At 73.4% G+C, this 24,218-nt stretch carries 24 protein-coding genes and 1 pseudogene; 18 read left to right on the top strand and 7 right to left on the bottom strand.

The window, feature by feature from the left end:
• Positions 1–9: 9 nt before the first annotated feature.
• Positions 10–1,020: an SDR family oxidoreductase gene (locus I6J71_RS19560; RefSeq protein ID WP_204096017.1), complete on the top strand. Its 1,011-nt coding sequence runs from the start codon at positions 10–12 to the stop codon at positions 1,018–1,020.
• Complete coding sequence (locus tag I6J71_RS19555; protein WP_204096016.1) at positions 1,017–2,762, top strand: glycoside hydrolase family 15 protein; 1,746 nt, start codon at positions 1,017–1,019, stop codon at positions 2,760–2,762. Before I6J71_RS19560 ends, I6J71_RS19555 begins: the two co-directional genes overlap by 4 nt.
• A 1-nt stretch (position 2,763) precedes the next feature.
• Here I6J71_RS19555 and I6J71_RS19550 read toward each other — a convergent pair whose 3' ends face one another.
• A complete protein-coding gene (locus tag I6J71_RS19550; protein ID WP_204096015.1) occupies positions 2,764–3,768 on the bottom strand; it encodes a hypothetical protein in 1,005 nt (334 codons plus the stop codon).
• A 102-nt stretch (positions 3,769–3,870) separates the two neighbouring features.
• Positions 3,871–4,104 (bottom strand): DUF2188 domain-containing protein, encoded by a 234-nt coding sequence (locus I6J71_RS19545; protein ID WP_204096014.1) that lies wholly within the window; start codon positions 4,102–4,104, stop codon positions 3,871–3,873.
• Between the two features lie 100 nt (positions 4,105–4,204).
• On the opposite strand from I6J71_RS19545, the gene I6J71_RS19540 reads away from it, so the two are divergent.
• Entirely contained in the window at positions 4,205–4,831 is a 627-nt protein-coding gene (locus tag I6J71_RS19540; RefSeq protein ID WP_204096013.1) for a UdgX family uracil-DNA binding protein, read from the top strand.
• A gap of 28 nt (positions 4,832–4,859) precedes the next feature.
• Entirely contained in the window at positions 4,860–6,008 is a 1,149-nt protein-coding gene (locus I6J71_RS19535) for an NAD(P)/FAD-dependent oxidoreductase (RefSeq protein ID WP_204096012.1), read from the top strand.
• 3 nt (positions 6,009–6,011) lie between these two features.
• Here the strand turns inward: I6J71_RS19535 and I6J71_RS19530 are convergent, their stop codons facing one another.
• Positions 6,012–6,749, bottom strand: coding sequence for an ATP-binding protein (locus tag I6J71_RS19530; protein ID WP_239155051.1), 738 nt, complete (start codon positions 6,747–6,749; stop codon positions 6,012–6,014).
• A 159-nt stretch (positions 6,750–6,908) separates the two neighbouring features.
• On the opposite strand from I6J71_RS19530, the gene I6J71_RS19525 reads away from it, so the two are divergent.
• The 4 genes from I6J71_RS19525 to I6J71_RS19510 are packed head-to-tail and all read left to right on the top strand — an operon-like array spanning position 6,909 to position 10,709.
• On the top strand, positions 6,909–7,763 hold the full coding sequence (locus I6J71_RS19525; RefSeq protein ID WP_204096011.1) for an SDR family oxidoreductase: 855 nt from the start codon (positions 6,909–6,911) through the stop codon (positions 7,761–7,763).
• Between the two features lie 23 nt (positions 7,764–7,786).
• A complete protein-coding gene (locus I6J71_RS19520) occupies positions 7,787–8,755 on the top strand; it encodes an acyl-CoA dehydrogenase (RefSeq protein WP_239155049.1) in 969 nt (322 codons plus the stop codon).
• Positions 8,752–10,029, top strand: a complete 1,278-nt coding sequence (locus I6J71_RS19515; protein ID WP_204096010.1) for a bifunctional PIG-L family deacetylase/class I SAM-dependent methyltransferase — start codon at positions 8,752–8,754, stop codon at positions 10,027–10,029. The genes I6J71_RS19520 and I6J71_RS19515 overlap by 4 nt, the downstream gene beginning before the upstream one ends.
• Positions 10,026–10,709, top strand: coding sequence for a glycosyltransferase family 2 protein (locus tag I6J71_RS19510; protein ID WP_204096009.1), 684 nt, complete (start codon positions 10,026–10,028; stop codon positions 10,707–10,709). The genes I6J71_RS19515 and I6J71_RS19510 overlap by 4 nt, the downstream gene beginning before the upstream one ends.
• A 2-nt stretch (positions 10,710–10,711) precedes the next feature.
• On the opposite strand, the gene I6J71_RS19505 is transcribed toward I6J71_RS19510, so the two are convergent.
• The gene (locus I6J71_RS19505) at positions 10,712–11,113 is read right to left on the bottom strand and encodes an STAS domain-containing protein (protein ID WP_204096008.1); all 402 of its coding nucleotides are present in this window, start codon (positions 11,111–11,113) and stop codon (positions 10,712–10,714) included.
• Between the two features lie 197 nt (positions 11,114–11,310).
• On the opposite strand from I6J71_RS19505, the gene I6J71_RS19500 reads away from it, so the two are divergent.
• The 6 genes and pseudogenes from I6J71_RS19500 to I6J71_RS19475 all read left to right on the top strand — a co-directional run bounded on the left by I6J71_RS19500 (position 11,311) and on the right by I6J71_RS19475 (position 16,836).
• A complete protein-coding gene (locus I6J71_RS19500; RefSeq protein ID WP_239155047.1) occupies positions 11,311–12,321 on the top strand; it encodes a DNA topoisomerase IB in 1,011 nt (336 codons plus the stop codon).
• A gap of 127 nt (positions 12,322–12,448) precedes the next feature.
• Positions 12,449–13,174, top strand: coding sequence for a GAF and ANTAR domain-containing protein (locus I6J71_RS19495; RefSeq protein ID WP_204096006.1), 726 nt, complete (start codon positions 12,449–12,451; stop codon positions 13,172–13,174).
• Positions 13,175–13,237: 63 nt separating this feature from the next.
• A pseudogene (locus I6J71_RS50845) lies at positions 13,238–14,054 on the top strand (SDR family oxidoreductase).
• Between the two features lie 36 nt (positions 14,055–14,090).
• Positions 14,091–14,357 (top strand): DUF4235 domain-containing protein, encoded by a 267-nt coding sequence (locus I6J71_RS19485; RefSeq protein WP_204097140.1) that lies wholly within the window; start codon positions 14,091–14,093, stop codon positions 14,355–14,357.
• Positions 14,358–14,663: 306 nt separating this feature from the next.
• Positions 14,664–15,605 (top strand): glycosyltransferase, encoded by a 942-nt coding sequence (locus I6J71_RS19480; protein WP_204096005.1) that lies wholly within the window; start codon positions 14,664–14,666, stop codon positions 15,603–15,605.
• A gap of 22 nt (positions 15,606–15,627) precedes the next feature.
• Positions 15,628–16,836: a glycosyltransferase gene (locus I6J71_RS19475; protein WP_204096004.1), complete on the top strand. Its 1,209-nt coding sequence runs from the start codon at positions 15,628–15,630 to the stop codon at positions 16,834–16,836.
• Between the two features lie 50 nt (positions 16,837–16,886).
• On the opposite strand, the gene I6J71_RS19470 is transcribed toward I6J71_RS19475, so the two are convergent.
• From I6J71_RS19470 to I6J71_RS19460, 3 genes are read right to left on the bottom strand one after another with little or no spacing between them, the layout of a single operon-like run.
• Positions 16,887–17,777 carry a glycosyltransferase family 2 protein gene (locus I6J71_RS19470; protein WP_204096003.1) on the bottom strand — a complete coding sequence of 297 codons (891 nt, stop codon included), beginning with the start codon at positions 17,775–17,777 and terminating at the stop codon, positions 16,887–16,889.
• On the bottom strand, positions 17,774–18,610 hold the full coding sequence (locus I6J71_RS19465; RefSeq protein ID WP_204096002.1) for a glycosyltransferase family 2 protein: 837 nt from the start codon (positions 18,608–18,610) through the stop codon (positions 17,774–17,776). Before I6J71_RS19465 ends, I6J71_RS19470 begins: the two co-directional genes overlap by 4 nt.
• The gene (locus I6J71_RS19460; protein WP_204096001.1) at positions 18,607–19,473 is read right to left on the bottom strand and encodes a polysaccharide pyruvyl transferase family protein; all 867 of its coding nucleotides are present in this window, start codon (positions 19,471–19,473) and stop codon (positions 18,607–18,609) included. The genes I6J71_RS19465 and I6J71_RS19460 overlap by 4 nt, the downstream gene beginning before the upstream one ends.
• Positions 19,474–19,544: 71 nt before the next feature.
• On the opposite strand from I6J71_RS19460, the gene I6J71_RS19455 reads away from it, so the two are divergent.
• From I6J71_RS19455 to I6J71_RS19440, 4 genes are all read left to right on the top strand, one after another.
• On the top strand, positions 19,545–20,498 hold the full coding sequence (locus tag I6J71_RS19455) for an SDR family NAD(P)-dependent oxidoreductase (protein ID WP_204096000.1): 954 nt from the start codon (positions 19,545–19,547) through the stop codon (positions 20,496–20,498).
• Positions 20,499–20,610: 112 nt separating this feature from the next.
• Positions 20,611–22,278: a carbamoyltransferase C-terminal domain-containing protein gene (locus tag I6J71_RS19450; protein WP_204095999.1), complete on the top strand. Its 1,668-nt coding sequence runs from the start codon at positions 20,611–20,613 to the stop codon at positions 22,276–22,278.
• Positions 22,278–22,838, top strand: coding sequence for an SIS domain-containing protein (locus I6J71_RS19445; RefSeq protein WP_204095998.1), 561 nt, complete (start codon positions 22,278–22,280; stop codon positions 22,836–22,838). Before I6J71_RS19450 ends, I6J71_RS19445 begins: the two co-directional genes overlap by 1 nt.
• Positions 22,835–24,202 (top strand): PfkB family carbohydrate kinase, encoded by a 1,368-nt coding sequence (locus I6J71_RS19440; protein WP_204095997.1) that lies wholly within the window; start codon positions 22,835–22,837, stop codon positions 24,200–24,202. The genes I6J71_RS19445 and I6J71_RS19440 overlap by 4 nt, the downstream gene beginning before the upstream one ends.
• Positions 24,203–24,218 lie beyond the last annotated feature (16 nt).

The raw sequence follows: 24,218 nt of genomic DNA, 5'->3' as shown, positions 1-24,218 counted from the left end.
AGGTTTCCCGTGGCAGACCAACCCGTGGTTGTCGTGACGGGCGCCAGCGGCGGGATCGGCCGGGCGGTGGCCCGGGCGTTCGGCACACGCCACGCCCGGGTCGCGCTGCTGGCCCGCGGACGGAAGGGCCTGAGCGCGGCAGCCGAGGACATCCGGCGAGCGGGCGGTACCGCGCTGCCCATCGAAGTGGACGTCGCCGACTTCGGCCAGGTGGACGCCGCAGCCACGCGCGTCGAGCAGGAGCTGGGCCCGATCGACACCTGGGTCAACGTCGCGTTCACGTCCGTCTTCGCGCGGTTCTCCGACGTCCGGCCCGAGGAGTTCCGGCGGGTGACCGAAGTCAGTTATCTCGGGTACGTGCACGGCACGATGGCCGCGCTGAACCGGATGAAACCGCGGGACCGGGGCACCGTCGTGCAGGTCGGCTCGGCGCTCGCCTACCGCGGGATCCCGTTGCAGAGCGCGTATTGCGGTGCCAAGCACGCGATCCAGGGCTTCCACGAGGCGCTGCGCTGCGAACTGCTGGCCGAGCACAGCGGTGTGCACGTGACGATGGTGCAGATGCCGGCCGTCAACACGCCGCAGTTCTCGTGGGTGCTGTCGCGGCTGCCGCGGCACGCACAGCCCGTGCCGCCGATCTACCAGCCCGAAGTGGCGGCCGACGCGGTGCTGTACGCGGCCGACCACCCGCGCCGGCGCGAGTACTGGGTCGGCGGCAGCACTGTCGCCACGCTCGTCGCGAACGCCGTGGCGCCGGGGATACTCGACCGGTACCTCGCGAGAACCGGCGTGAAGTCCCAGCAGACGCAGCAGCCCACCCCCGCCGATCAGCCCTCGAACCTGTGGCAGCCCGCGGACGGCCCGCGCGGCCACGATTTCGGCGCCCACGGCGAGTTCGACCAGCAGTCCTCGCCGCGCAGCGTCCAGCTGTGGGCCAGCCGCCACCACGGCCTGCTCGCCGCCGCGGGCGGCACGCTGGCGGCGACGGCGCTGGGCGTGTGGCGGTGGGCGCGGGCATGAGCGACTGGCAGGACTTCTCCCCGCACGTCCTGCGTGAGTACGCCCTGCTTGCGGACGGCGAGCGCGGGGCGCTGTGCGGCCCCCGCGGCGACCTCGTCTGGTTGTGCGCGCCCGGGTGGTCCGACAGCGCCGTGGTGTCGGCACTCGTCGGCGGGCGCGGGAGCTACTCCGTCAGCCCGGCGGGCACGTGCGTGTGGGGTGGCTACTACGAGCCCGGCACGCTGATCTGGCACCACCGGTGGGTCGGCACCGACACGGTCGTGGAATGCCGCGACGCGCTCGCGTATCCCGCCGACCCGCGCCGCGTCGTGGTGCTGCGGCGGATCGAGGCCGTGGAGCGGGACGTCCGGATGCGGGTGCAGCTCGACCTGCGCGACGGGTTCGGCGGCCGGTCGATGCGCGAGCTGTCGTGCGACGCGCACGGCGTGTGGACCGCGCGCACGGGTGACCTGCGCCTCCGCTGGCGCGGTGGCGCCCACGCCCGGCCCGACGACGAGGCCCGGCTGGTCCTGGACCTCGAGCTGCCGGGCGGGACCAGCCACGACCTCATCCTCGAGATCAGTCCGGATCGCCTGCCGGACCCCACTGGCGCCGACGAGTTGTGGGCGGCGACCGAACACACGTGGCGGCGGGCCGTGCCGCGCCTCGACGACACCGCCGCCCCGCGCGACGCGAGGCACACGTACGCGGTGCTGCGCGGCCTCACCACCGCGGGCGGCGGCATGGTCGCCGCCGCGACGCTGGGCCTGCCCGAACGCGCCGAGGCCGGGCGCAACTACGACTACCGCTACGTCTGGCTGCGCGACCAGTGTTACGCCGGGCTCGCCGCGTCGGTCGCCGAAGGGCACCCGCTGCTCGACGACGCGGTGGCGTTCACGTCCGCGCGGGTGCTGGAGCACGGGGACGCCCTACTGCCCGCGTACCGCACCGACGGTCGGCCCCCACCGGGCGAAACCGCGCTACGGCTGCCCGGTTACCCCGGCGGGAACCCGGTCGTCGGCAACCACGTGAACGACCAGTTCCAGCTGGACACGCTCGGCGAGCTGCTGCAGCTCTACGCGGCCGCGGCCCGGCACGACCGGCTGACGCCCGACGCCGAACGCGCGGTGGACGTCTGCGTCGACCTCATCACCCGCCGCTGGGACGAACCCGAGGCCGGGGTGTGGGAACTGCACAACGACTGGTGGAGCCATTCGCGGCTCGCCTGCGTCGCGGGTCTGCGCGCGATCGCCGGGCACCGGTCGCCACCGCACGCCGCGCGGTTGTCCGGGCTCGCCGACCGGCTGCTCGGCGAGACCACCCGCCGCTGCATCGACCACCGGGGCGCCTGGCAGCGCTCCCCCGGTGTGCGCGGCACGGACGCGGCCCTGCTCCTGCCCCCGGTTCGCGGTGCCCTGCCCGCCGCCGACCCGCGAACGCTCGCCACGCTCGACGCAGTGCGCGCGGACCTGTGCGAAGACGGCTACGTCTACCGCTTCGCGCCCGACGACCGACCGCTCGGAGAGGCTGAAGGGGCGTTCCTGCTGTGCGGGTTCACCATGGCGCTCGCCTGCTGGCACCAGGGTGACCGCGTCCGCGCATTCCGCTGGTTCGAACGCACCCGCGCCGCCTGCGGCCCGGCGGGCCTGCTGGCCGAGGAGTACGACGTACGGCAGCGGCAGCTACGCGGGAATCTGCCGCAGGCGTTCGTCCACGCGCTGCTGCTCGAAACCGCCCACCGGCTGGCCGGCGATCCCGGCTGAGTCACGACGAAGTCTGCTCCTCGGCGGCGTGCAAGGGCCGGACCTTCGCGTCCGGGTGCCCTGACAGCGGCGTCAGCGGCAGGGACGGCGTTTCCGCCACGCGCTCGAGGTGGCACAGCAGAATCCCTTCCCGCAGCGCCCACGGGCAGACCTCGACCCGTTTGACATCCAGCGCCGACAGGGTCACCTCGGCGCCGAGCGCGCCGGCCACGACCTGGCGCGCCCGCGAGTGCGAAATGCCGCGGAAGCCCGCCCGCTTGGCCGCGCCGACCTCGGTCAGGCGCGGGATCCACTCACGCAGCTTCGCCACCCTGAGCTCGCGCTCGACGAACGGGCCCTTGCGCTGTGGTGCCGCGCCGGTGAGGCGGGCCAGCTGCTTGAAGGTCTTCGACGTCGCGACGACCCGCCGAGGCCGGCCCTCCCAGCGCAGGCGATCGAGCACCTCCGGCAGTGTGTCCTGGATGTACCGGCGCACAGCTTTGACCTGCTTGCCCGTCGGCGGGTCGGCGGTGATGAACTCGCGGGTCAGCCGGCCCGCGCCCAACGGCAACGACAGCGCGAGTTCGGGTTCGGCGTCACGGCCCAGCACCAGCTCCATCGATTCGCCGCCGATGTCGATCAGCAGCAGCCGCCCCGCCGACCAGCCGTACCAGCGGCGGGCGGCGAGGTAGGTCAGACGGGCTTCTTCCTCGCCTGAAAGGAACTGCGGGCGAATACCCGATTCGGCCTCGATGCGCTCGATGACCTCGTCCCGGTTGGCCGCGTCGCGGATCGCCGCCGTGACAAAGGGGTAGAGCTCGTCGACGCCCATCCGCACCGCCGCGTCCACGGCCCGGCCGACCGCCTCCGCCGCCCGTTCGATCCCGGTTTCGCTCAGCGCGCCGTTGACCATCAGCTCCTCGGCCGGCAACGTCGGCTTCTTCACCGCGTGCGCGGGCAGCGGCGGAGCTCCGGCGGACACGTCCACCACCTGCAGCTGGGCCGAGCTCGACCCGATGTCCAGCACAGCCAGTCTCCGGTCGGAGTACCCCGCCGCCCGCCCGTCACACCCGTGGCCCCGAACCGTTATCCGCCGGCCGTCCCCGCCACGACCGTCCCGGATGGACAGTCACGCACCAGGGTCGATCCGGACGCCCTTGCGGCTCGCCCGGTAGTCGTCGTGGCTGACCAGCGCGCCCAGTTCGTCGCGCACGCGGTGCGCGACCCGGCGCGCCTTCGCCATGTGCCGGCCCGTCGTGACGGCCCGCTCGCGGTCGGTGAACGTGTTCGACGCGCGCTGGTGGCCGTCGATCTTGTTCTTCCACAGGCCGCTTTCGCGGAACGTCTCGACGTCGCCGTCCATGGGGCGCTCCTCCTCCCGGTGTCCGAATGCGACGGGTACCCACCGCGAGCGACGACACACCTGACGTGTCGGCGCGGCCCGGGCCGGGTATCCACTATCCATGCCGACTACGCGCGCGGACGGAGCCGCACCCCCGGATTCGACGGACCTCACCCGGTTGCGCCGGGCCGCCGCGGACTGCACCGGCTGCGGGCTCCACCGCGACGCCACCCAGACTGTCTTCGGCGAAGGGCCGCGCCGGGCGGACATCCTCGTCGCCGGGGAACAGCCGGGCGATCAGGAGGACAAGCAGGGCAAACCGTTCGTCGGCCCGGCGGGCCGGCTGCTCGACACGGCGCTGGCCGAAGCCGGGTTCGAGCGCGACGCGCTCTACCTCACGAACGCGGTGAAGCACTTCAAGTTCACCGAGCGCGGCAAGCGCCGGATCCACGAGAAGCCGTCGCGGACCGAGGTCGTGGCGTGCCGCCCGTGGCTGGTGGCGGAGCTGCGAGCCGTGCGGCCGCGGCTGGTGCTGCTGCTCGGTGCGACCGCGGCCCAGTCGGTGTACGGGTCCTCGTTCCGGCTCACCCGGCACCGGGGAGAGCCGCTGGCCCCGCCGGACGACCTGGCCGGGTTGTTCGACGCCGCCGTGGTCACCGTGCACCCCTCGTCGGTCCTGCGCGCACCCGACCGCGAGGCGGCCCGCGCGGAGTTCGTCGCCGATCTCGAGGCGGCGCGGGCGGTGTGAGAACCTGGTGGCCGGGTAGCCGAAGGGCATGACGAACGAATCCCTGGTGGTGATCGGCAGCGGCCCGGCCGGCGTCTCGGCCGCGCGGGCCTTCCGCGAAGCGGGCGGGAGGGGCCGGGTGCGCCTGCTCTCCGCGGACCCGAACCCCCCGTACGCGCGGCCACCTCTGTCGAAGGACTTCCTGCGTGGCGAATCCGGGGAAGGCGACATCGCGCTCGAGGGTCCCGGCGACGACGTCGAAGTCACTTTGGGCGATCCCGTCGTCGAACTGGGCGAGCGCGAGGTCCGCACCGCGTCCGGCGCGGTCCACCCCTTCACCCGGTGCGTGCTCGCGACGGGCGCCGAGCCGATGCGCCCGCCCGTTCCCGGTGCCGATCACCCGGACGTCCGCTGCCTGCGTTCCCTGGCCAGCTCGCGGGAACTGCGGTCGGCGGCCCGGTCTGCCCGCAGCGCCGTGGTGGTCGGGGCCGGGTTCATCGGCTGCGAAGCGGCGGTTTCGCTGGCGCGGCTGGGTGTGCAGGTCACCGTGTTGTGTCCCGAGTCCGTTCCGCAGCAGCAGCGCCTCGGCCGCGACGCCGGTGAGCTGATCCTGCACTGGCTCAAGGCCGAGGGCGTCAGTGTGCTGCGCGAAACCCGGCTCGAGTCCGTCACCGAAGGCCACCGCGTCCACACGGAACTCGTCCCGGCCCTCGACACTGACCTCGTGCTGCTCGCCACCGGCATCCGCCCGCGCATCGGGCTCGCCGAGAAGGCCGGCCTGGCGGTCGAGCGCGGCCGCGTCCACACCGACGAGCACCTGCGCACCAGCCGCCCCGGCGTCTACGCAGCAGGCGACGTCGCCTTCGCCCACAACCCTTCGGCCGGTCGCGCACTCGCCGTCGAGCACTGGGGCGAAGGCCTCGCCATGGGCGAAGTCGCGGGCCGGTCCGCAGCGGGCGAGGCCGCGTCGTGGGACGCGGTTCCCGGCTTCTGGTCGGAGATCGGCGACCACGTGCTCAAGTACGCAGCCTGGGGCGACGGCTTCGACCACGCCTGTCCGGCGTCGCGCGACGGCGGGTTCACCGTCTGGTACGAACGCGGCGGCACGGCCGTCGGCGTGCTCACCTGCAACGCGGACCAGGACTACGAACGCGGCAGTGAGCTGATCCGCGAGCACCGCGCGATCCCGCCGCTGTAGCGCTCACCCGGCGCGGGCAGGCAGCACGGCCCACACGACTTTGCCGCCCCGCCACGCCGGGCTGCTGCCCCACACGCGGGCCAGCTGCGCCACCATCCGCAGCCCCAGGCCGGGCTCGGCCGCGACGCTCTCGCGCAGGAACGCGGGCGCCGGGTCGTCGTCGGGGACCTCGACAGCGCACCAACCACGGCGCAGGTCCAGTCTCAGCGAGGGCTCGCAGCCGGTGTGCTGGACCACGTTCTCCACCAGCTCGCTGGCGATCAGCGCCGCGTCGTCTGCGAGCTCCGGCACGCCCCAGGCAGCGCACGTGGACCGCACGAACGCGCGCGCGTCGTGGCCCGCGCCTTGCGAGCTCTCGATCTCGCACCGCGCCCGCTGCCGCCGCGGGCGCGCCATCCGTTCGGCCGCGGCGCCGAGATCCGGGGCTAGGCAAGCGAACCGGTCGACCGAGCGCTCGCGCAGGAGTTTCCGGTGGTCCGCCCGCTCGGACACGAGCGCGAACGGTACCGCAGGCCACTCCTCGATCCGTCGCGCGACGAGCGCGAACACGCCCGCCTGGTCCGGGTTGCAAATGTCCAACCCCGAGATGTCGGCGATCAGACCGTCGGACGCGTCGGCGGCGGCTTTGAGCAGCGAGTCGCGCAAATCCGGTCGCGAAGCCGCACCCAACGTACCTGAGACACTGAGGAGCCAGAACCGGTCGCACCGGCCCAGGACCGCGTGCAGGTTCTCCGCGATCACTCCGCCTCCCACTTCCGGGCATCCGGGGGCACCGTTGCTGATAACCCCCCGTCCCGCGGACCAAACACGCGCACCGAGCCTGCGCGGTCCGCGGCTTTGGGACGGCCGTCACCGGGGTAACCACAAAGCGCAACGACCCATGACCGCACAGGAGATCGCATGTCCGACACACAGCGCCCGCCGCAGCAGCAGGAGCCGCCCGGTGTTACGGAGGAGATGGAGCCGCGGCCGCGGGACACGATGGACGACTACGAGGGCCACGGTTTCCTGGCCGGCCGGCGCGCGCTGATCACCGGCGGCGACTCGGGCATCGGGCGGGCCGTGGCGATCGCCTTCGCCAAGGAGGGCGCCGACGTCGCCATCGCCTACCTCGAAGAGGACGAAGACGCGAAGTACACCGCGAGCCGAGTCGAGGCCGCGGGCCGCAAGTGCGTCCTGCTGCCTGGTGACCTCGCCGACGCGCAGCACTGCCACGACGTGGTCACCCGCACGCTCGACGAGCTCGGCGGCCTCGACCTGCTGGTCAACAACGCCGCGGTGCAGTGGCCCGTCGACTCGCCCGAGGACCTCACCGACGAGCAGTGGCAGCGCACCTTCGACGTGAACATGCACAGCTACTTCCGCGTGACGGCCGCGGCGCTGCCGCACCTCGGCGAGGGTTCGTCGATCATCAACACCGGATCGGTCAACGGCTTGCGCGGCAACAAGTCCCTGATCGACTACTCGGCCACCAAGGGCGCGATCCACGCGTGGACGTACTCGATGGCCCAGGCGCTGGCCGACCGCGGGATCCGCGTGAACTGCGTGGCACCCGGTCCCGTGTGGACGCCGCTGATCCCCTCGACCTTCCCGCCGGAGAAAGTCGAGAAGTTCGGTTCGCAAGTCCCGTTCAACCGCGCGGCGCACCCGGACGACCTGGCGCCCTCGTACGTCTTCCTGGCCGCCGACCGGCTGTCCTCGTACTACAGCGGTGAGGTCATCGCCGCGCTCGGTGGCGAGACCACGCCCGGTTGACCCCGGCGACAAGGACTACCCCGATGACCTCCTTGCTGATGGGCGCGGCGCCACCGGAACCGGTTCCGGAGTCCCGGACCGCCGAGTGGGTCGCCGCCGAACTGCGCGCACTGCACACGAGCGGCGCCCTGGACCTGCCCGTGCCCGGCCACGGCGGGCTGCTCCGGCGGTGGCGCGCGCTGGCGGCGTTCGGCCGCCGCGACCTCGCCCTCGCCCGCTTGGCCGAGGGCCACACCGACGCCGTGGCGATCCTGTCCGAGGCCGGCCGGAAACCGGAACCCGGCGCGCTGTATGGCGTGTGGGCGGCGAAATCCGCCGGCACCGGCGCGGTGCTCGACAACGGCCGGCTCTCCGGGACGGTCCGGTTCTGCTCCGGGCTCACGACACTCGACCGGGCACTGGTCGCCGCGCGGGACCGGCTCGTGGAGATCGACCTCGGCCGGCCCGGTGTCGAACGCCACCCCGAGGTGTGGCAGGCGCTCGGCATGGACGCCTCCGACAGCGGCGACGTCGTCATCCACGACGTTCCGGTGGCCGGTGAGGCCGTGCTCGGCCCGCCCGGCTGGTACGTCGATCGGCCCGGCTTCGTCTTCGGTGGCACCGGAGTCGCGGCCGTGTGGCTCGGTGGTGCGGCCGGGATCCTCGACTCGGTGCGGGAAATCCTGCGCGGCAAGACCGACGAGCACCAGCTCGCCCACCTCGGCGCCCTGCACGCCGCGGTCGCATCGGCCGATGCCCTCCTGGGGTCCACCGCCGGGATCCTCGAAGACGCACCGGATCCCGCGCTGCTCAACGACACCTGCCGGGCGAGTGTGGAGCACGCGGCGCGCGAGGTCCTCGACCGCGCGCCCCGCATCACCGGGCCCGGGCCGCTGGGCCGCGACCGGGCGTTCGCGCAGCGCCTGGCCGACCTGCAGGTCTTCGTCCGCCAGCACCACGGCGAGCGTGATCTCGCCGCGCTGGGCCGCCGGGTGCTGGAGGTGCGGCCGTGACGCAGATCGTGGCCGAAGCCGAGTGGACACGCGAGTTCGAGCCGTGGCGGGATGAGGAGTTCCGCAGCGCGCTCGTCGTCGCGGCCCACCCCGACGACGAGACGCTCGGCGCGAGCGGCCTTGTGCAGCACCTGCACGCCGCGGGTACCGCCGTGACGCTTGTTGTCGCGACCGACGGCGAGGCCGCGTTTCCCGGCGCCGGGCCGGACGAACGCCGTCTGCTCGGGCGCACGCGGCGGGTGGAACTCGCGCGGTCGCTCGACGCCCAGGGACTGACCGGCGTCGAGCCGATCTGGCTCGGGCTCCCGGATTCCGGGCTGGCCGGGCACATCGGCGAGCTCACCGAGGCGTTGAGAGAGCGGGCGGCCGAGCGCGAGCTGTGCCTGATGCCGTGGCCGGAGGATCCACACCCCGACCACCAGGCCGCCGGGCGCGCGGCGGTGGCCGCCGCACCCCTCACGGCGCACTGCTGGGCGTACCCGATCTGGCTGTGGCACTGGTGCCGCCCCGACTCCCCAGGCCTCCCGTGGCACCTCGCCCGCGCGTACGGCCTCTCCGCCGGCGAGCGCGCCGCCAAAGCGGCGGGAATCCGGGAGTTCGGCTCGCAGCTGAAACCCGGACCGCGCGGGGAAGAGCCGATCCTGGCCCCGGAGGTGCTGGCCCACTTCGACCGTCCCCACGAGACGTTCTTCCGCGTGCCGCCTGCCCGGTCGGCACCCGTGCGCCGGTTCGCCGAGCTGTACGCGGGCTCGCCCGATCCGTGGGAGGTGGCCACCAGCTGGTATGAACGCCGCAAACGGGGGCTCCTACTGGCTTCGCTGCCCTGCGAGCGTTACGGCACGGTCGTCGAACCCGGCTGCGGGACCGGCGCGCTCACGCGCGAGCTCGCCGGCCGGTGCACTCGCCTGCTGGCGTCGGACCCGGTTCCCGAGGCCGTACGGCGAACGCGGGAAGCCACGGCAGGGATGTCCTCTGTGGACGTCCACGAGGGAGCCGCACCGGGCGTGCTACCGGCCGGGCCGGTGGACCTCGTGGTGTTCGGCGAACTGCTGTACTACCTCGGCGACGCGGACCTCGACCGCACCGTCGAGCGCGCTGCCGAGTCCCTCGCGCCCGGCGGGGAGATCGCCGCTGTCCACTGGCGTCATTGGGCGCCGGAAGCCCCGCGCGACGGTCGGGCCGCCCATCGCCGCCTGCTCGAGCACCCGCGGCTCGAAGCCGTGGTGGCGCACGACGACGAGGAGTTCCTCCTGCACGTGCTGAGGCGCCGGTGATCGACGCTGTCGCCGTGGTCGTGCCCGCTCGCGACGAGGCCCTGCTCCTGCCCGGCTGCCTCGCCGCCCTGGGCCGCTCGCTCGCCAGGCTTCCCGCGACGATCGAGCGCGCCGTGGTCGTCGTGGCCGACCGCTGTACCGACGAAACGGCCGTGATCGCGCGGGAAAGCGGCGCCCGCGTCGTGCCGAATTCCCAGCCCACCGCGATCGGTGCCGTGCGTGACCTCGGCTGCCGCGCGGCCCTTGACGCGCTACCGGCGCACGACCCGGCGAAGGTCCTCCTGTTGAACACCGACGCCGACACCGAAGTCTCCCCCGCGTGGCTGCGGCGCCACCTGGATCGTGCCTGCCGCGGCTGGCACGCGTCGGCCGGTCCGGCCCGGCTCTCCCAGCCGTTCCCGGGCAGCGGCGACGCCGCCGCCCGCTACCGCGGGATCGTGGCCCGCGACGAACCGAACGTCTACGGCGCCAATCTCGCCGTCCGCGCGGACGCCTACCGCGCCGTCGGCGGGTTCGGTCCGATCGCGACCGGCGAGGACCACGCGCTGTGGCAGCGCCTCGGCGAGGCTGGGTTCCACCGCTGCCACGAACCGGCGGCGGTGGTGTTCACGAGCCCGCGCCGGCAGGGCCGCGCGCCGGGCGGTCTGGCCGACCTGCTGCGGGAACTGACCGGCAGCTGAGCTCAGCGCAGCCGGCCGACGAGACCGAGCCACTCCTGCGCCTCGCGCAGCGTGCCGTGGATCGGCAGCAGCCGGTCGAGGCCGAGCAACCGGATCGGGCGCAGTACGGCGTGCTGGTCCGTGACGATCGTGTACGGCACACCGGCCGCGCGCGCGGCTTCGTGCGCGCCGACGAGTGTGCTCAGGCCGTCGGACGAGCAGAACGTGACCTCGCGCAGGTCGACGATGAGCGCGTTGGGTGCGAGATCGAGCTCCTCGGCCAGCTGTGCCGCGAGCCGGCCGGTGATGGTGAGGTCGACGTCACCGCGGACAGTCACCATGCTCGCTTCGGCCGTGGTGATCACCAGCACGCTCGGTGACCGCGCGAGGTGGACGAACGACGTGCTGGGCACGGGGTGGGTCATGGCGCGCCTCCTTCGACGCGTCGTGGGAGGCGGCGGGCCACAGATCCGGCCTGCTCCGTCTCCGGTCTCCCGGGCCACACCCGGGAGAGACGATGGCAGGCGGCTTCTGGTTGAACCGCGGACACCGAGCGTACGCCCTGGGCGCGGTGATCGCCGGACGGTGGTTGCTCATCGTGGCGCAGGGGTATCCGCCGCGAGTGACGAAGCTCCGCCACGGCGACCCCGCCTCGCCCGGCATCCGGCGCCGGCGCCGTGGCCGCGGGTTCTCCTACACCGCTCCGTCCGGCGAGCGGCTCACCGACGCGGCCCCGCTCGCCCGCATCGAAGACCTCGTGATCCCGCAGGCTTGGCGCGATGTCTGGATCTCGCCCGAACCCGGCGGGCACATCCAGGCCGTCGGGACCGACGCGGCGGGCCGCCGCCAGTACCTCTACCACCCGCAGTGGCGCAAGGAACGTGACGAGGAGAAACACGACCGCGTGCTCGCGATGGCGAAGCGCTTGCCCGAATGGCGGGCCTGTGTGGACGAGGACCTCGCGACGCGCGGGCTCGGGCGCCGGCGGGTGCTGGGCGCCGCGCTGCGCCTGCTCGACCGGGGCATTTTCCGCACGGGCGGCGAGGAGTACGCGGAGGAGAACGGCACGCACGGCGTCGCCACTCTGCTGCGGGAGCACGTCTGTGTTCGCCGCGATTCCTGCGTGTTCGAGTACCCGGCGAAGGGCGGCCTCGCCCGGACGGTGTCCATCGAGGACCCGGACCTGGCGAAAGTGATCCGCGCGCTGCTGCGCAGCCGCACGGGCAGCGACCGGCTGCTGGTCTGCCGCACGCGGGCGGGCCCGCACGAGATCCACGCCGCGGACGTCAACGATCGGTTCAAGGAGCTCGCCGGCGACGACTGCACGGCCAAGGACCTGCGTACCTGGAACGCCACCGTGCTCGCGGCCACGGCGTTCGCCTCGGCCGAACCGCCCCGGTCCGAGCGCGGCCGCAAACGCGCCGAGGCCGCCGTGATGCGGGAGGTCTCCGAGGCGCTGGGCAACACCCCGGCCGTGTGCCGCTCGTCCTATGTGAATCCGCGCCTGGTGACGGCCTACCGGTCCCGCCGGACCATCGCCGCGGCCGCGCGGCGCGCCGCGAAGCTCGACGGTGACGAAGCCCGGGCGGTCCTGGAGCGCGCGACCGTGCGGCTGCTCGGCAACCACGGCTGACCACCTGCACCCGCGCGCGGCGGGCCCACGGTAATCTTTCCGGAACATCCGTTGAGAACGCAGCGGCCCGGGCCGTGGCATGCGTTCGTGCGGTCTGCGCCGCTCTGGGACCGAAACCCCGGAGACGATGACAGGCAGACCCGTCAGCACCGATCACCTCGACGAGCTGGCCACCGCGATGGCGGCCCTCACGCGCTCACTGGAGACCGACGAGTTCGAACCCGACATCCTGGACACCATCTGCGCCGAAGCCGTGCGGGCCGTGCCCGGCGCTGACATGGCCAGCATCACCGCGATCCAGGACGGCAAGGCCGACACGGCCGCCTTCACCGACGAGCGCGCCCTCGAGCTCGACCGCGGCCAGTACGCCGCCGGCGAAGGACCGTGCCTGCACGCCGCGGCGGCCGGGGAGACCGTGCGCCTCTCGATCCACACCGCGCGCGAGCGCTGGCCCGGGTTCGCCCGCGCCGCCCGCGACGTCGGCGTCGGCAGCTACCTGGCGGCACCGCTGCACATCGACGACCAGCTCACCGGAGCGCTCAACCTCTTCGGATTCGCCGACCACGGGTTCGAGGACATCGACGCCCGGCTGCTTTCGGTCTACACGGCCATCGTCGCTTTCGGGCTGCGCACGCGGCACCGCTACCGGCTCGCCCGTACCCGCGCCGACCAGCTCGACGAGGCCATGCGCTCACGCGCCGTCATCGAGCAGGCCAAGGGCATGCTCATGCTGATCCACCGGATCGATGCGGACCAGGCGATGCAGCGGCTCGTCAGCGAGTCCCAGAACACGAACGTGAAGCTGCGCGAAGTGGCGCGGGCGTTCGTCGCGCGAGGTAGCCGCCCCGGCTGAGCCCGGGTTTGCCGCCGGCGCCGCGGAGTAGCCGGAGGGCCACCGACCCGGAGCTAGCAGCCGATGACCTTCCCCGCGCCCCTGCCCGCCGACACCGACGGTCCCTGCACCGCGATCGTGACCGGCTCGGACTCCGGCATCGGCAGGGCCGTCGCGGTCGCGCTCGCCTGCGGCGGGCTCGACGTCGCGATCACCTACCACTCCGACGCCGGCGGAGCCGAGGACACCGCGGCCGAAGCCCGGGCACAGGGCGTGACGGCGGTGGTGCAGCGGCTCGACCTCACCGACCTGCCGGGCGCGGCCGACGTGATCGACGACCTCGCCGGGAAGCTCGGCGGTGTCGACGTGCTCGTGAACTGCGCCGGGACCGGGTCCCGCGAACCGGTGCTCGAGATGGGCTACGCGACGTGGCGACAGGTGCTCGACGTCGATCTCGACGGCGTGTTCCTGTGCGCCCAGCGCACCGCCCGGCACATGATCGCGGCCGGGCACGGCCGGCGCATCATCACGATCACGAGCGTGCACGAACACGTGCCCCGCGGCGCCCTACTGCGCGGCGAAAGCCGGTGCCGGTGCCCTCACGCAGGTGCTGGCTCTGGAGCTCGCGAAGCACGCCATCACGGTCAACTCCGTCGCGCCGGGCGAGATCTCCACGCCAATGACCGGGCAAACCGACGCCGACCCGCGCGAGCAGGACCGGCCCGGTATCCCGCTCGGCCGCACCGGCGACGCGCGTGAGGTGGCCGCCGCGGTCGCCTTCCTCGCCACGCCGGCCGCCGGCTACATCACCGGCTCGTCACTCGTCGTCGACGGCGGGCTCATGCTGATGGGCGCGCAAGCCGGGACCGCGTTCCCGAACCAGAGCTGGCGCAAGCCCTGAGGTTCGCCCGTGAGTGCGCCCGGGTACCCGGCGGGCATGAAGAAGATGCTGTACAAACCGTTGAACTTCGCCGTCAGCGCCCTCGGCGGACTCGTCGCCGGCCGGGTGTTCAAGGTCGTGTGGCAGAAGATCGCCGGTGAGGGCGACGCGCCCAACGCCACTGACAAGCACCGCACGTGGCAGGAGATCCTCATCGCCGCCGCGGTGCAGGGCGCGATCTTCGGCGCGGTCAAGGCCGCCGCGGAACGCGCCGGCGCCGTCGGCTACGAGAAGGCGAGCGGCGAATGGCCCGGCGACGACTGATGCCCGGAGAAACCGCGGGCGACACCCCGCACCACGCCGCCGGCCCCGAAGACTCGAGCGGCAATCAACCGGACGCCGCGGAAGAGCCACAGCGCGCCGGTCGCGACACGCCCCGCGAAGACGGCGAGGGCCACCCGCGAAGCGGGGACCCCGCCGCGCCCGAGCATTCCCGCGGGAACTGAGCGGCGGCCTGCGGAACCCCTGCCTCCGAGGCCGGCGGCCGCCCGCGCCCGCGGCCGAGGCGCGTAGCCGGGTACCCCGCCAGGACCGACGTTTAACGCGCCTTTCCCGGGAAACCACGAGGCCATGATCGCAGCCCGAACCCGGCGCCTGCGCGTGCTGCTGTGGCACGTCCACGGCTCGTGGACCGACGCCTTCGTGCGCGGACGCCACCACTACCTTCTGCCCGTGTCACCCGCGAAGGCGCCGTGGGGCCTCGGGCTCGCCGGGCGGGACTGGCCGTCCGCGTCCGAGGTGCCGCTCGACGGACTGGCCGAGGCCGAGCCCGACGTCGTCGTGCTGCAGCGGCCGGAGGAATTCGCGGTGGCCGAACAGCTGAACGTGCCGGCGGTCTACGTCGAGCACAACGCACCCCGGCCGTACGCGGCGTCGAGCGAGCACCCGCTGTCCGGGCGGTCGGACATCCCGGTCGTGCACGTGACGCACTTCAACGAAGCGATGTGGGACTGTGGCCGCGCGCCCACGAAGGTCATCCCCCACGGCATCCCCGACCCCGGAAACCGTTACACCGGCGAGCTGGCAGCCGGTGTCTCGATGATCAACGAGCCGGTCCGGCGCCGGCGCGTGACCGGCGCCGACCTGCTCGACTCGTTCGCCGAGATCGCTCCCGTCGACGTCTTCGGCCTGGGTACCGAAGAGCTGCGGGGCCGGGCGCGCGGGCACGGCGACGTGCCCCCTCCCGCACTGCACGACGAAATCGCGCGCCGCCGGGTGTTCGTGCACACCGCCCGCTGGACGTCACTGGGCCTGTCGCTGCTCGAGGCGATGCACCTCGGGATGCCGGTGGTCGTCTTCGCGGCCACCGAGGCGGTCGCCGCGGTGCCCGCCGAAGCCGGCGTGCTGTCCACCGACCTCTCCGTGCTGACGAGCGGGTTCCGCGAACTGCTGCACGAACCGGACTTCGCGGCGCTCGCCGGTCAGAACGCCCGGGCGTACGCCCTCAAGCACTTCGGCCTCGACGCCTTCCTCACCGCCTGGGACCACCTCCTGGCCGAAACGGCCCGCTGACCGAGAAAGGAGCACCACACCGATGAAGATCGCGATGGTGTCCGAGCACGCCAACCCCCTGTCCGCACTGGGTGACGAAGATGCCGGTGGGCAGAACGTGCACGTCGCGGAACTGTCGGCGGCGCTCGTCAGGGCCGGCCACGACGTCACCGTCTACACGCGACGCGAGAACCCGGACCAGGATGACGAGCTGACGACGGAGCAGGGCTATCGCGTGGTGCACGTGCCGGCGGGGCCGGCGAAGAAGCTGCCGAAAGACCGGCTCCTGCCGCACATGGGCGAGTTCGGCAGTTTCCTGCGAGACCGATGGGCGGTCGAGCGACCAGAGGTCGCTCACGCGCACTTCTGGATGTCCGGCGTGGCCTCCGCGCTCGCCGCGAAGGCCACCGGCACGCCCATCGCGCAGACCTTCCACGCGCTCGGCGTGGTCAAAAAGCGCTACCAGCGTGACCGGGACACCAGCCCCGCCGACCGGATCCGCCTGGAGCGCATGGTCGGCCGGCGCGCCGACCGCGTGGTCGCGACGTGCTCCGACGAGGTGTTCGAGCTTTCCCGCATGGGTGTGCCGCGCACCCGCATCTCCGTCGTGCCGTGCGGAGTGGATCTCCAGCGCTTCACCCCCGACGGCCCTGTGGCGAAGCGGCGGGCGGCGCACCGGCTCGTCGCCGTGGGCCGGCTGGTGCCGCGCAAGGGTTTCGACACGGCGATCGTCGCGCTCGCGCAACTGCCCGACACGGAGCTCGTGATCGCGGGCGGGCCGGAGAAGGGCAAGCTGGCCTCGGATCCGGAGGTGCGGCGCCTGCGGGGGCTGGCCGATCGGTTCGGTGTCGCCGACCGGGTCCGCTGGGCCGGCCAGGTATCGCGGCCGGACATGCCGGCACTGCTGCGGTCGGCCGACGCGGTCGTGTGCACGCCGTGGTACGAGCCGTTCGGCATCGTCCCGCTCGAAGCCATGGCCTGCGGGGTGCCGGTGGTGGCGGCCGCGGTCGGAGGCCTCACCGACACGGTCGTCGACGGCGTCACCGGAGTGCTGGTCCGGCCCCGCCGGCCGCACGAGCTGGCGGCGCGGCTGCGCGCGCTGCTCGACGACTCCGCGCTGTGCCACGCCTACGGCGCCACGGGTCTCGACCGGGTCCGGGCGCGCTATTCGTGGGACCGCGTCGCCGCCGACACGCTGCGGGCATACCGCAAAGTCGTGCCGGAAGCAGCCGCGACGGCGCACGCCCGCTGAACGTTCAAGGCCTGGTCGCCGTATCCCGGTGACGAGGCCTTCCTCATGCGTCAGCCGACATAGCGGCGGGCCGCCGAGTCGCGTTGCGGTCCCTCCAGCAGCCGCAGCCCTTCTTCGACGCGCGGCGGCACGACCCGGCGCTCGGCCAGAACCCCCGGCAGGCCGCGGACCACCTCGGCCAGCGCGGCGAGCGTCGCGGCGTCGAACGGAGCCGAGCGCAGCACGTCGGCGCCCCGGCGGAAGACGGCGGACCAGGGTCGGCGCAGCACCAGCGTCCACAGCGTGTTGCGGATGCCGAGGCGGCGGCGCTCGCGGGGATCGCGCCGGGCTGAGGGCGAGTGGTGGATCACGACATCCTCGGCCCAGCACATCCACCAGCCGCGGGCGGCCAGGTCGAGGGCGAACAGTTCTTCCTCTCCGCCGAGCCACATGCGGGACGAGAACCCGCCGACCGCGCGGAAGGCGTCGACCCGGACGGCCGTCAGCCCGGCCATGATGCCGAGCAGCGCCGGACCGGGCAGCCAATCGGGGCCGGGGACCGGCGACTCGCGCAGTTCGGGCGTGATCGGGTCTTCGCCGAGCCCGGGTTCGACCAGGCAGCGGCCCGTCACCGAAGCGAGGCCGGGGTGGGCGTCGAGCAGGTCGGCGGCTCGGGTGAGGGCGCCGGGCTGCCAGCAGGTGTCGTCGTCGCAGAAGGCGACATACGGGGTGGTCACCTCGGCTACCGCGAGGTTGCGCGCCACAGCTCCGAGATTTTTGACGAGCCGCAGCAACCGAACCCGGGGGAACTCGCGGGCGACGAGATCCGCGGACCCGTCGGTGGAGGCGTTGTCGGCGACGAGGATCGGTGCGTCGTCGGGCAGCGACGTCATGTGGCGCAGCGTGCGGCGCAGCTGCTCGCGCCGGTTGTGGGTGATCAGCACGACCGAAATGCGGGTCACGACGCGGTTCCTTCCAGTGTGCGGGCCTGCTGTTCGACCCGGTCGGGCAGGACGCGGCGTCCGTGCCACGCGCGCGCCAGCTTCGGCAAGGCGCTCGGCACGGCCGACGGCGCGCCGAGCGCGGTGCGCACGACCTCGCGCCACGGTCGCCGCAGGACGGCGATGAGCAGCCGGTTGCGCCGTTCGGCTCGGCGTCGCCACGACGACGGCGGCCGGGACCGGGACGGGTGGTGGTGCGCCCGCAGCTGTCCGGCGTAGCACATGTCCCAGCCACGGGCGGCGAGATCGTAGGCCAGCAACTGTTCCTCCGCGCCGAAGTGCAGCAGCGGGCTGAAGCCGCCCGCTTCCAGGTAGGCGGCGCGGCGCACGATCGCCGAGCACGCCAGGAAGCCGAGCACGAGAGGGCCGGGGCCACCCTCGGGTGTCCCGAGTGGACTGTGCGCCAGCGCGGGTGTCACGGGATCCTCGCGGCACTCCGGGCCGACGAGCGTGCGGGCGGCGAGCAGCCCCACGCGGGGGTGGTCGTCGAAGATCCGCTCGGCTTCGCGCAGCGCGTCGGGCGCCCACCAGGAATCGTCGTCGCTGAACGCCACGTACGGGGTTCCGGCGACCAGCACGCCGAGGTTTCGCGCCGCCGCACCGAGGTTGTGCGGCAGCCGGATCACCCGGACTTGGTCGTGTTTCCCGGCAACCGCGGCCGTGTCGTCGCGGGAGGCGTTGTCGAGCACCACCACCGGCGGCCGGGGGTCCACGGCGGACAATTCGGTCAGCGTCCGGTCCAGTTCCCGCGCGCGGTCGCGCGTGGCGATCACGACCGTCGTGCGCGCGCTCACCGCTGCCCCACCAGCTCGTCGATGAGACCGTCCAGCGAAGACCCCGCGCCCGGCACCGCCGGCGCGGGCCCGCCCCGGGACAGGCACCACGCCAGGTGCTCGTCGAGGAGCGCCGCATCACCCGCCTCGTTCGCCGCGAGCACCGGCCAGTGGAGCGCACGGCCCTGCGCCGTCACCTTCCCGCCGCCCGCGACGGGATCGACCGCACACACGGGCACACCCGCCTTCAGCCCCAGCGCCAACCCGTGCAGCCGGGTGGTCACCACGACGTCCACCCGGGACAGAGCGGAGACGAACTGGTCGGGGGTGGCGCAGCGGGTCCAGTTCTCGTGCGCCAGCCGGGTGTCCAGCGGCACCCGGGCGCAGTCGAGCCCGGCCAGCCACTGCGTCAGCGCAGCGTGCACCTCGTCGTGGCGACCGGCGGCGCCGTATTCGGGTTGCCGCGACGCGAGGACGATCCCGAGCACCGGAGCCCTCGACGTGGTCGCGGCCAGCGACAGGTCCGGCACGGCGGTCGCGGCGTCGTCGCGCGGCAGGATGCGGTGGAACCCGGTCACCGCCGCGTCCGCCGGATCCGCCACCGAGACGCCGACCGCGATCCGCCGGCACGAGGCGTAGCGTTCGTGCAGTTCGCGAAGCTGCGGTCCGTGCACGGGGCCACAGGCGAAGACCACGTGCGTGTAGTCCTCCACTGCGGCGTCGCCCAGATGGAGCCGGTCCGGTCGGAATCCCGGGCTCCACGCCACGTCGTGCTCGATCCCGGCCGCCGACAGCGCGGCGCCGGCCGCCCGGAGGCTCAGGACGTCGCCCGCCGTGGCTTCGCCGTGCAGGAAACTGGCCCAGCCCGTGAGGAGAACTCGCATGCCCGCCGAGTACCCGGGCGTGAACCGATCACACGGTTTCGCCGGGAGCGGTGCCGGGTAGCCGCCGTCGCATGACGACCAGGCGGTTCGAGCACGCGGTGGTGACCGGAGGCGCCGGTTTCGTCGGCGCGCACCTGTGCGAGCTGTTGCTCGCCGAGGGCTGCGTAGTGGTCGCGGTGGACGATCTCTCCACGGCCGCGGAGAACGCACTCGACCGGCTGCGCCGGCACGACCGGTTCCGCTTCGTGCACCACGACGTGACCGAGCCGATGGCCTTCGACGGGCCGGTCGACGTGGTGTTCCACCTCGCCTCGGCCGCCTCGCCGCGGGATTACCTCGCCCGGCCGATCGAAACCCTGCGCGCCGGTTCGCACGGCACCGAGCACGCGCTCGAGCTGGCCCGGCGCAGCGGAGCGCGGTTCGTGCTCGCCTCTACCAGCGAGGTCTACGGCGACCCGCTGGAACACCCGCAACGCGAGCAGTACTGGGGCCATGTCAACCCGATCGGCCCGCGCAGCGTCTACGACGAGGCCAAGCGCTACGCCGAAGCGCTCACGTCCGCCTACCGCCGCGAACACGGTTCCGACACGGGGATCGCGCGAATTTTCAACACGTACGGCCCCGGCATGCGCGCCGGCGACGGGCGCATGATCCCGGCGTTCTTCACGCAGGCGCTCGCCGGCGAGCCGCTGACCCTCACCGGAACCGGCGAGCAGACGCGTTCGATCTGTTACGTCGAGGACACCGCGCGCGGCCTGCTCGCCCTGGCGTGCTCGGACCACCCAGGGCCCGTGAACCTGGGCAACCCGGATGAACTGACCGTGCGTCAGGTCGCCGAGCGGGTGAAGGAGATCACCGGGTCCGGTTCGCCGATCGAGTGCGTCGACGCGGTCGTCGACGATCCGCGGCGGCGGTGTCCCGACATCACGCTCGCGCGGGAAGTCCTGGGCTGGGCGCCGAAGGTCGACGTGGAGGACGGCTTGCGCCGCACGGCGGCCTGGTTCCGCCGCGCGCCGCTGCGCTGAGTAGCGACGCCCAGGGCTTTTGCCGTCATTCGTTTATCACCGACTTCAGCGGGTAGCGCTACGGACGAGAGCGGGCCGGCCCCGGTCCGCCCCGAACGCCAGAGGCAGGTCGATGCGCATCCTCGGAATCAACGCTGTTTTCCACGACCCGGCCGCCGCGCTGGTCGTCGACGGCGAGATCGTCGCCGCGGCGGAGGAGGAGCGCTTCACGCGCCGCAAACACGGCAAGCAGGCGGTGCCGTTCTCCGCGTGGGAGCAGCCTGCTCAGGCCGCGGCCTGGTGCCTGGCCCAGGCGGGCCTGGCGCCGGAAGACGTCGATGCCGTCGGGTACTCCTACGACCCGGCGCTCGTTGAGCCCGGCCTGCCCGGTCACGACCCCAGCGGCGAAGAGCTGCGCACCGAGTACGCCGAGCGGGCCCCGAAGTTCCTCGCGGCCGCGCTGCCCGGGCTGCACCCCGGAGTGGTGCGGTTCGTGCGCCACCACGTCGCGCACGCCGCGTCGGCCGCACTCGCGGCACCGTTCGGCGACTGCGCGGTGCTCGTCGCCGACGGCCGCGGTGAAAGCACCTCTGCGCTCGCCGGGGAATACCGCGACGGCCGGCTGAAAGAGCTCGCGGCCCAGCGGCTGCCGGATTCGCTCGGCCTGCTCTACGAGGACCTCACCGAGCACCTGGGCTTCGCCCGCTCCAGCGACGAGTACAAGGTGATGGCGCTCGCCTCCTATGGCACGCCCGAGTACCGCGACCGGCTGCGGGCAAAGGTCCGTGCGACGGGCGACGGCGGTTTCCGCGCGGCCGGGGTGAACCTGGCGGAGTTCGCGCCGCGGCGCGCCGCGGCCGACGACATCACCCGCCGCCACGCCGACCTCGCCGCGAGCGTCCAGACCGTGCTCGAAGAGGTGCTGCTGGACCTCGTGCGCTGGCTGCATGAGCGCACCGGGCACCGCGATCTCGCGCTCGCGGGCGGGATCGCGCTCAACTGCGTCGCCAACACCCGCCTGCACGCCGAAGGCCCGTTCGAGCGCATCTGGGTGCAACCCGCGGCCGGCGACGCCGGAACGGCTCTCGGCGCGGCGTTGCAGCTGGCCGCCGATGCCGGTGAGCGCGGCGCGCCGATGGGCGACGCCGGACTGGGCCGGGGCTGGCGCGACGACGAGCTCGAAGACGTGCTGCGGCGCGCGAAACTCCCCTACGAACGTCCCGCCGACCTCGCCGGAACCGTTGCCGAAGCACTGGCGAACGACGAGGTCGTCGCCTGGTTCCAAGGCCGCGCGGAGTTCGGGCCGCGCGCGCTCGGCCACCGTTCGCTGCTGGCTCACCCCGGCCGCGCGGTCAACCTCGAACGGCTCAACGACGTCAAAGGCCGTGAACAGTTCCGGCCGGTGGCACCGATGGTGCGGACCGAGCGCGCGAGCGAGATCTTCGGCCGCGGCCCGCTGCCCAGCCCGTACATGCTCTTCGTGCACGACGTCGCGCCGGAGTGGCGCGATCGCATCCCGGCCGTCACCCACGTCGACGGCACCGCTCGCGTGCAGACCGTCGACGACCGCGAAAACCCGGAGCTGGCGCGGATGCTGGCCGGGTTCGAACGCTTGACCGGCGTGCCCGTCGTGATCAACACGAGCCTCAACACCGCGGGCCGGCCGATGGTCGATTCGCCGCGCGACGCGCTCGAATGCTTCGGTTCCGCCCCGATCGACCTACTCGCGCTGGGGCCGTTCGTGCTCCGGCGCGCCGCACGAATCGGCGCCGCGGCGCCCGAGGAAAAGGAGGTGCCGTGATGGACGACCATCTCGCCGCGTTGCGGGAAGCCGCCCTGCGGACCAGCGTTTCCGCCCCGACGATCGCCGCCTGGGGCAATCATCTCGCGGCGGTTTTCGACGCCGGTGGGCGGTTGCTCGCCTGCGGCAACGGCGGCAGCGCCGCGGAAGCCCAGCACCTGACCGGTGAGCTCGTGGGCCGGTTCCGCGGCGAACGACGGCCGCTGTCGGCGATCCCGCTGCACGCCGACACGTCGGCGGCCACCGCCATCGGCAACGACTACGGCGAGCACGAGGTGTTCGCCCGCCAGGTTCGCGCCCACGGCCGGCCCGGCGACGTGCTGGTGTGCCTGTCCACGAGCGGCAGCAGCCAGAACGTCGTCGCGGCGGCGAAGGCCGCGCACGAACTGGGCGTGACGACGTGGGCGCTGACGGGGCCCGCGCCCAACCCGCTCGCCGCGCTGTGCGACGACGCGATCACCGTCCCAGCGCCCTCGGTCGCCACCGTGCAGGAACTGCACCTCGCGCTGGTGCACGCCCTGTGCGCCGCGCTCGACGACGCGCTCGGGGTGGCCGCGTGAAGCCGCTGGTCGTCCTCGGCGACACGCTGCTCGACGTCGACGCCGAAGGTACCGCCGAGCGGCTCTGCCCCGAAGCGCCGGTGCCGGTGGTCGACCTGAAGGCGCGGCTGCGCCGCCCTGGAGGTGCGGGCCTCGCCGCGCTGCTGGCCGCGCGCTCGGCGGTCGAGGTCGTGCTCGTCACGCCGCTGGGCGACGACGAGGCCGGCCACACGCTGACCGGACTGCTGGAACCGGACGTCACCGTGCTGCCGCTGCCGCTGCGCGGGTCGACGGTGTGCAAGACCCGCGTCCGCGCCGGCGGCCAGTCGTTGCTGCGCCTGGATTCCGGCGACGGAACCGCGACCACGGCCCCCTTGCCCGATCGCGTCCGCGACGTCGTGCACGAGGCCGGCGCGGTGCTCGTGGCGGACTACGGACGCGGGCTGACGCGCAACCCGCACGTCCGCCGGCTGTTGCGCGAGGCGGCCCGGCGTGTCCCGGTGGTGTGGGACCCGCACCCACGCGGCCCGGCGCCGATATCCGGCGTGCGGCTGGTGAGCCCGAACGTGGCGGAGGCGCGAGCAGCGGTGCCGGGACACGAGGAGCCGGCCGAGCTGGCGAAGCTGCTGCGCGGGCACTGGCACGCGCAGGCGGTCGCGGTCACCACGGGGCCGGGGGGCGCCGTGCTGGCCGACGAGCAAGGCGCGACCGCCGTCCCCGTCCCGGCCTTCGCGCGGGCCCCCGGGCGCGGCGCACCGGACACGTGCGGCGCGGGTGACCGGTTCGCAGCCGCGGCCACCGCGGCACTCCTGTCCGGCGCGGACCCGACCGGGGCCGTCGCGACCGCGGTCGAGGCGGCGGCCCGGTTCGTGGCCGACGGCGGTGCGACCGCACTGTCCACAGAGGATGCTCCGGTCAAGGACCCGCAGCCCGCGGGCGACGCGTTCGGCCTCGCCGAGCGGGTCCGTGGCGACGGCGGCCGGCTCGTCGCCACCGGCGGCTGCTTCGACCTGCTCCACCCCGGGCACGTCAGCCTGCTGCGCCAGGCGCGCGCCCTCGGGGACGCCCTCGTCGTCTGCCTCAACTCCGACACCTCCGTGCGCGGCCTCAAGGGTCCCGGCCGCCCGCTCGTGCGTGACCGCGACCGAGCGCGCTTGCTGAACGCTCTGTCGTTCGTGGACGCCGTCGTGGTCTTCGACGAGCTTTCCCCGGCCGCCGTGCTGGAGCGGTTGCGTCCGCACGTGTGGGTCAAGGGCGGCGACTACACACACGCGCAGCTACCCGAACGCGAAGTGGTCGAGCGCCACGGCGGTGAAGTGGTGCTCGTGCCGACTGTCCCCGGCTACTCGACCTCGCGCCTGGTCGCCGCGACGGCCGGCGCCTGACCCCGCAATCGAACCG

The sequence above is a fragment of the Amycolatopsis sp. FDAARGOS 1241 genome (genome assembly GCF_016889705.1).
Classification (GTDB): domain Bacteria; phylum Actinomycetota; class Actinomycetes; order Mycobacteriales; family Pseudonocardiaceae; genus Amycolatopsis.
This window is presented reverse-complemented; position numbering and strand designations above follow the sequence as displayed.

Excerpts from the sequence above, each read along its gene's own strand:
- I6J71_RS19555 (WP_204096016.1), top strand. The coding sequence starts at position 1,017 with ATGAGCGACTGGCAGGACTTCTCCCCGCACGTCCTGCGTGAGTACGCC.
- I6J71_RS19545 (WP_204096014.1), bottom strand. The coding sequence starts at position 4,104 with ATGGACGGCGACGTCGAGACGTTCCGCGAAAGCGGCCTGTGGAAGAAC.
- I6J71_RS19540 (WP_204096013.1), top strand. The coding sequence starts at position 4,205 with ATGCCGACTACGCGCGCGGACGGAGCCGCACCCCCGGATTCGACGGAC.
- I6J71_RS19535 (WP_204096012.1), top strand. The coding sequence starts at position 4,860 with ATGACGAACGAATCCCTGGTGGTGATCGGCAGCGGCCCGGCCGGCGTC.
- I6J71_RS19525 (WP_204096011.1), top strand. The coding sequence starts at position 6,909 with ATGTCCGACACACAGCGCCCGCCGCAGCAGCAGGAGCCGCCCGGTGTT.
- I6J71_RS19520 (WP_239155049.1), top strand. The coding sequence starts at position 7,787 with ATGACCTCCTTGCTGATGGGCGCGGCGCCACCGGAACCGGTTCCGGAG.
- I6J71_RS19505 (WP_204096008.1), bottom strand. The coding sequence starts at position 11,113 with ATGACCCACCCCGTGCCCAGCACGTCGTTCGTCCACCTCGCGCGGTCA.
- I6J71_RS19495 (WP_204096006.1), top strand. The coding sequence starts at position 12,449 with ATGACAGGCAGACCCGTCAGCACCGATCACCTCGACGAGCTGGCCACC.
- I6J71_RS19485 (WP_204097140.1), top strand. The coding sequence starts at position 14,091 with ATGAAGAAGATGCTGTACAAACCGTTGAACTTCGCCGTCAGCGCCCTC.
- I6J71_RS19480 (WP_204096005.1), top strand. The coding sequence starts at position 14,664 with ATGATCGCAGCCCGAACCCGGCGCCTGCGCGTGCTGCTGTGGCACGTC.
- I6J71_RS19475 (WP_204096004.1), top strand. The coding sequence starts at position 15,628 with ATGAAGATCGCGATGGTGTCCGAGCACGCCAACCCCCTGTCCGCACTG.
- I6J71_RS19460 (WP_204096001.1), bottom strand. The coding sequence starts at position 19,473 with ATGCGAGTTCTCCTCACGGGCTGGGCCAGTTTCCTGCACGGCGAAGCC.
- I6J71_RS19455 (WP_204096000.1), top strand. The coding sequence starts at position 19,545 with ATGACGACCAGGCGGTTCGAGCACGCGGTGGTGACCGGAGGCGCCGGT.
- I6J71_RS19450 (WP_204095999.1), top strand. The coding sequence starts at position 20,611 with ATGCGCATCCTCGGAATCAACGCTGTTTTCCACGACCCGGCCGCCGCG.
- I6J71_RS19445 (WP_204095998.1), top strand. The coding sequence starts at position 22,278 with ATGGACGACCATCTCGCCGCGTTGCGGGAAGCCGCCCTGCGGACCAGC.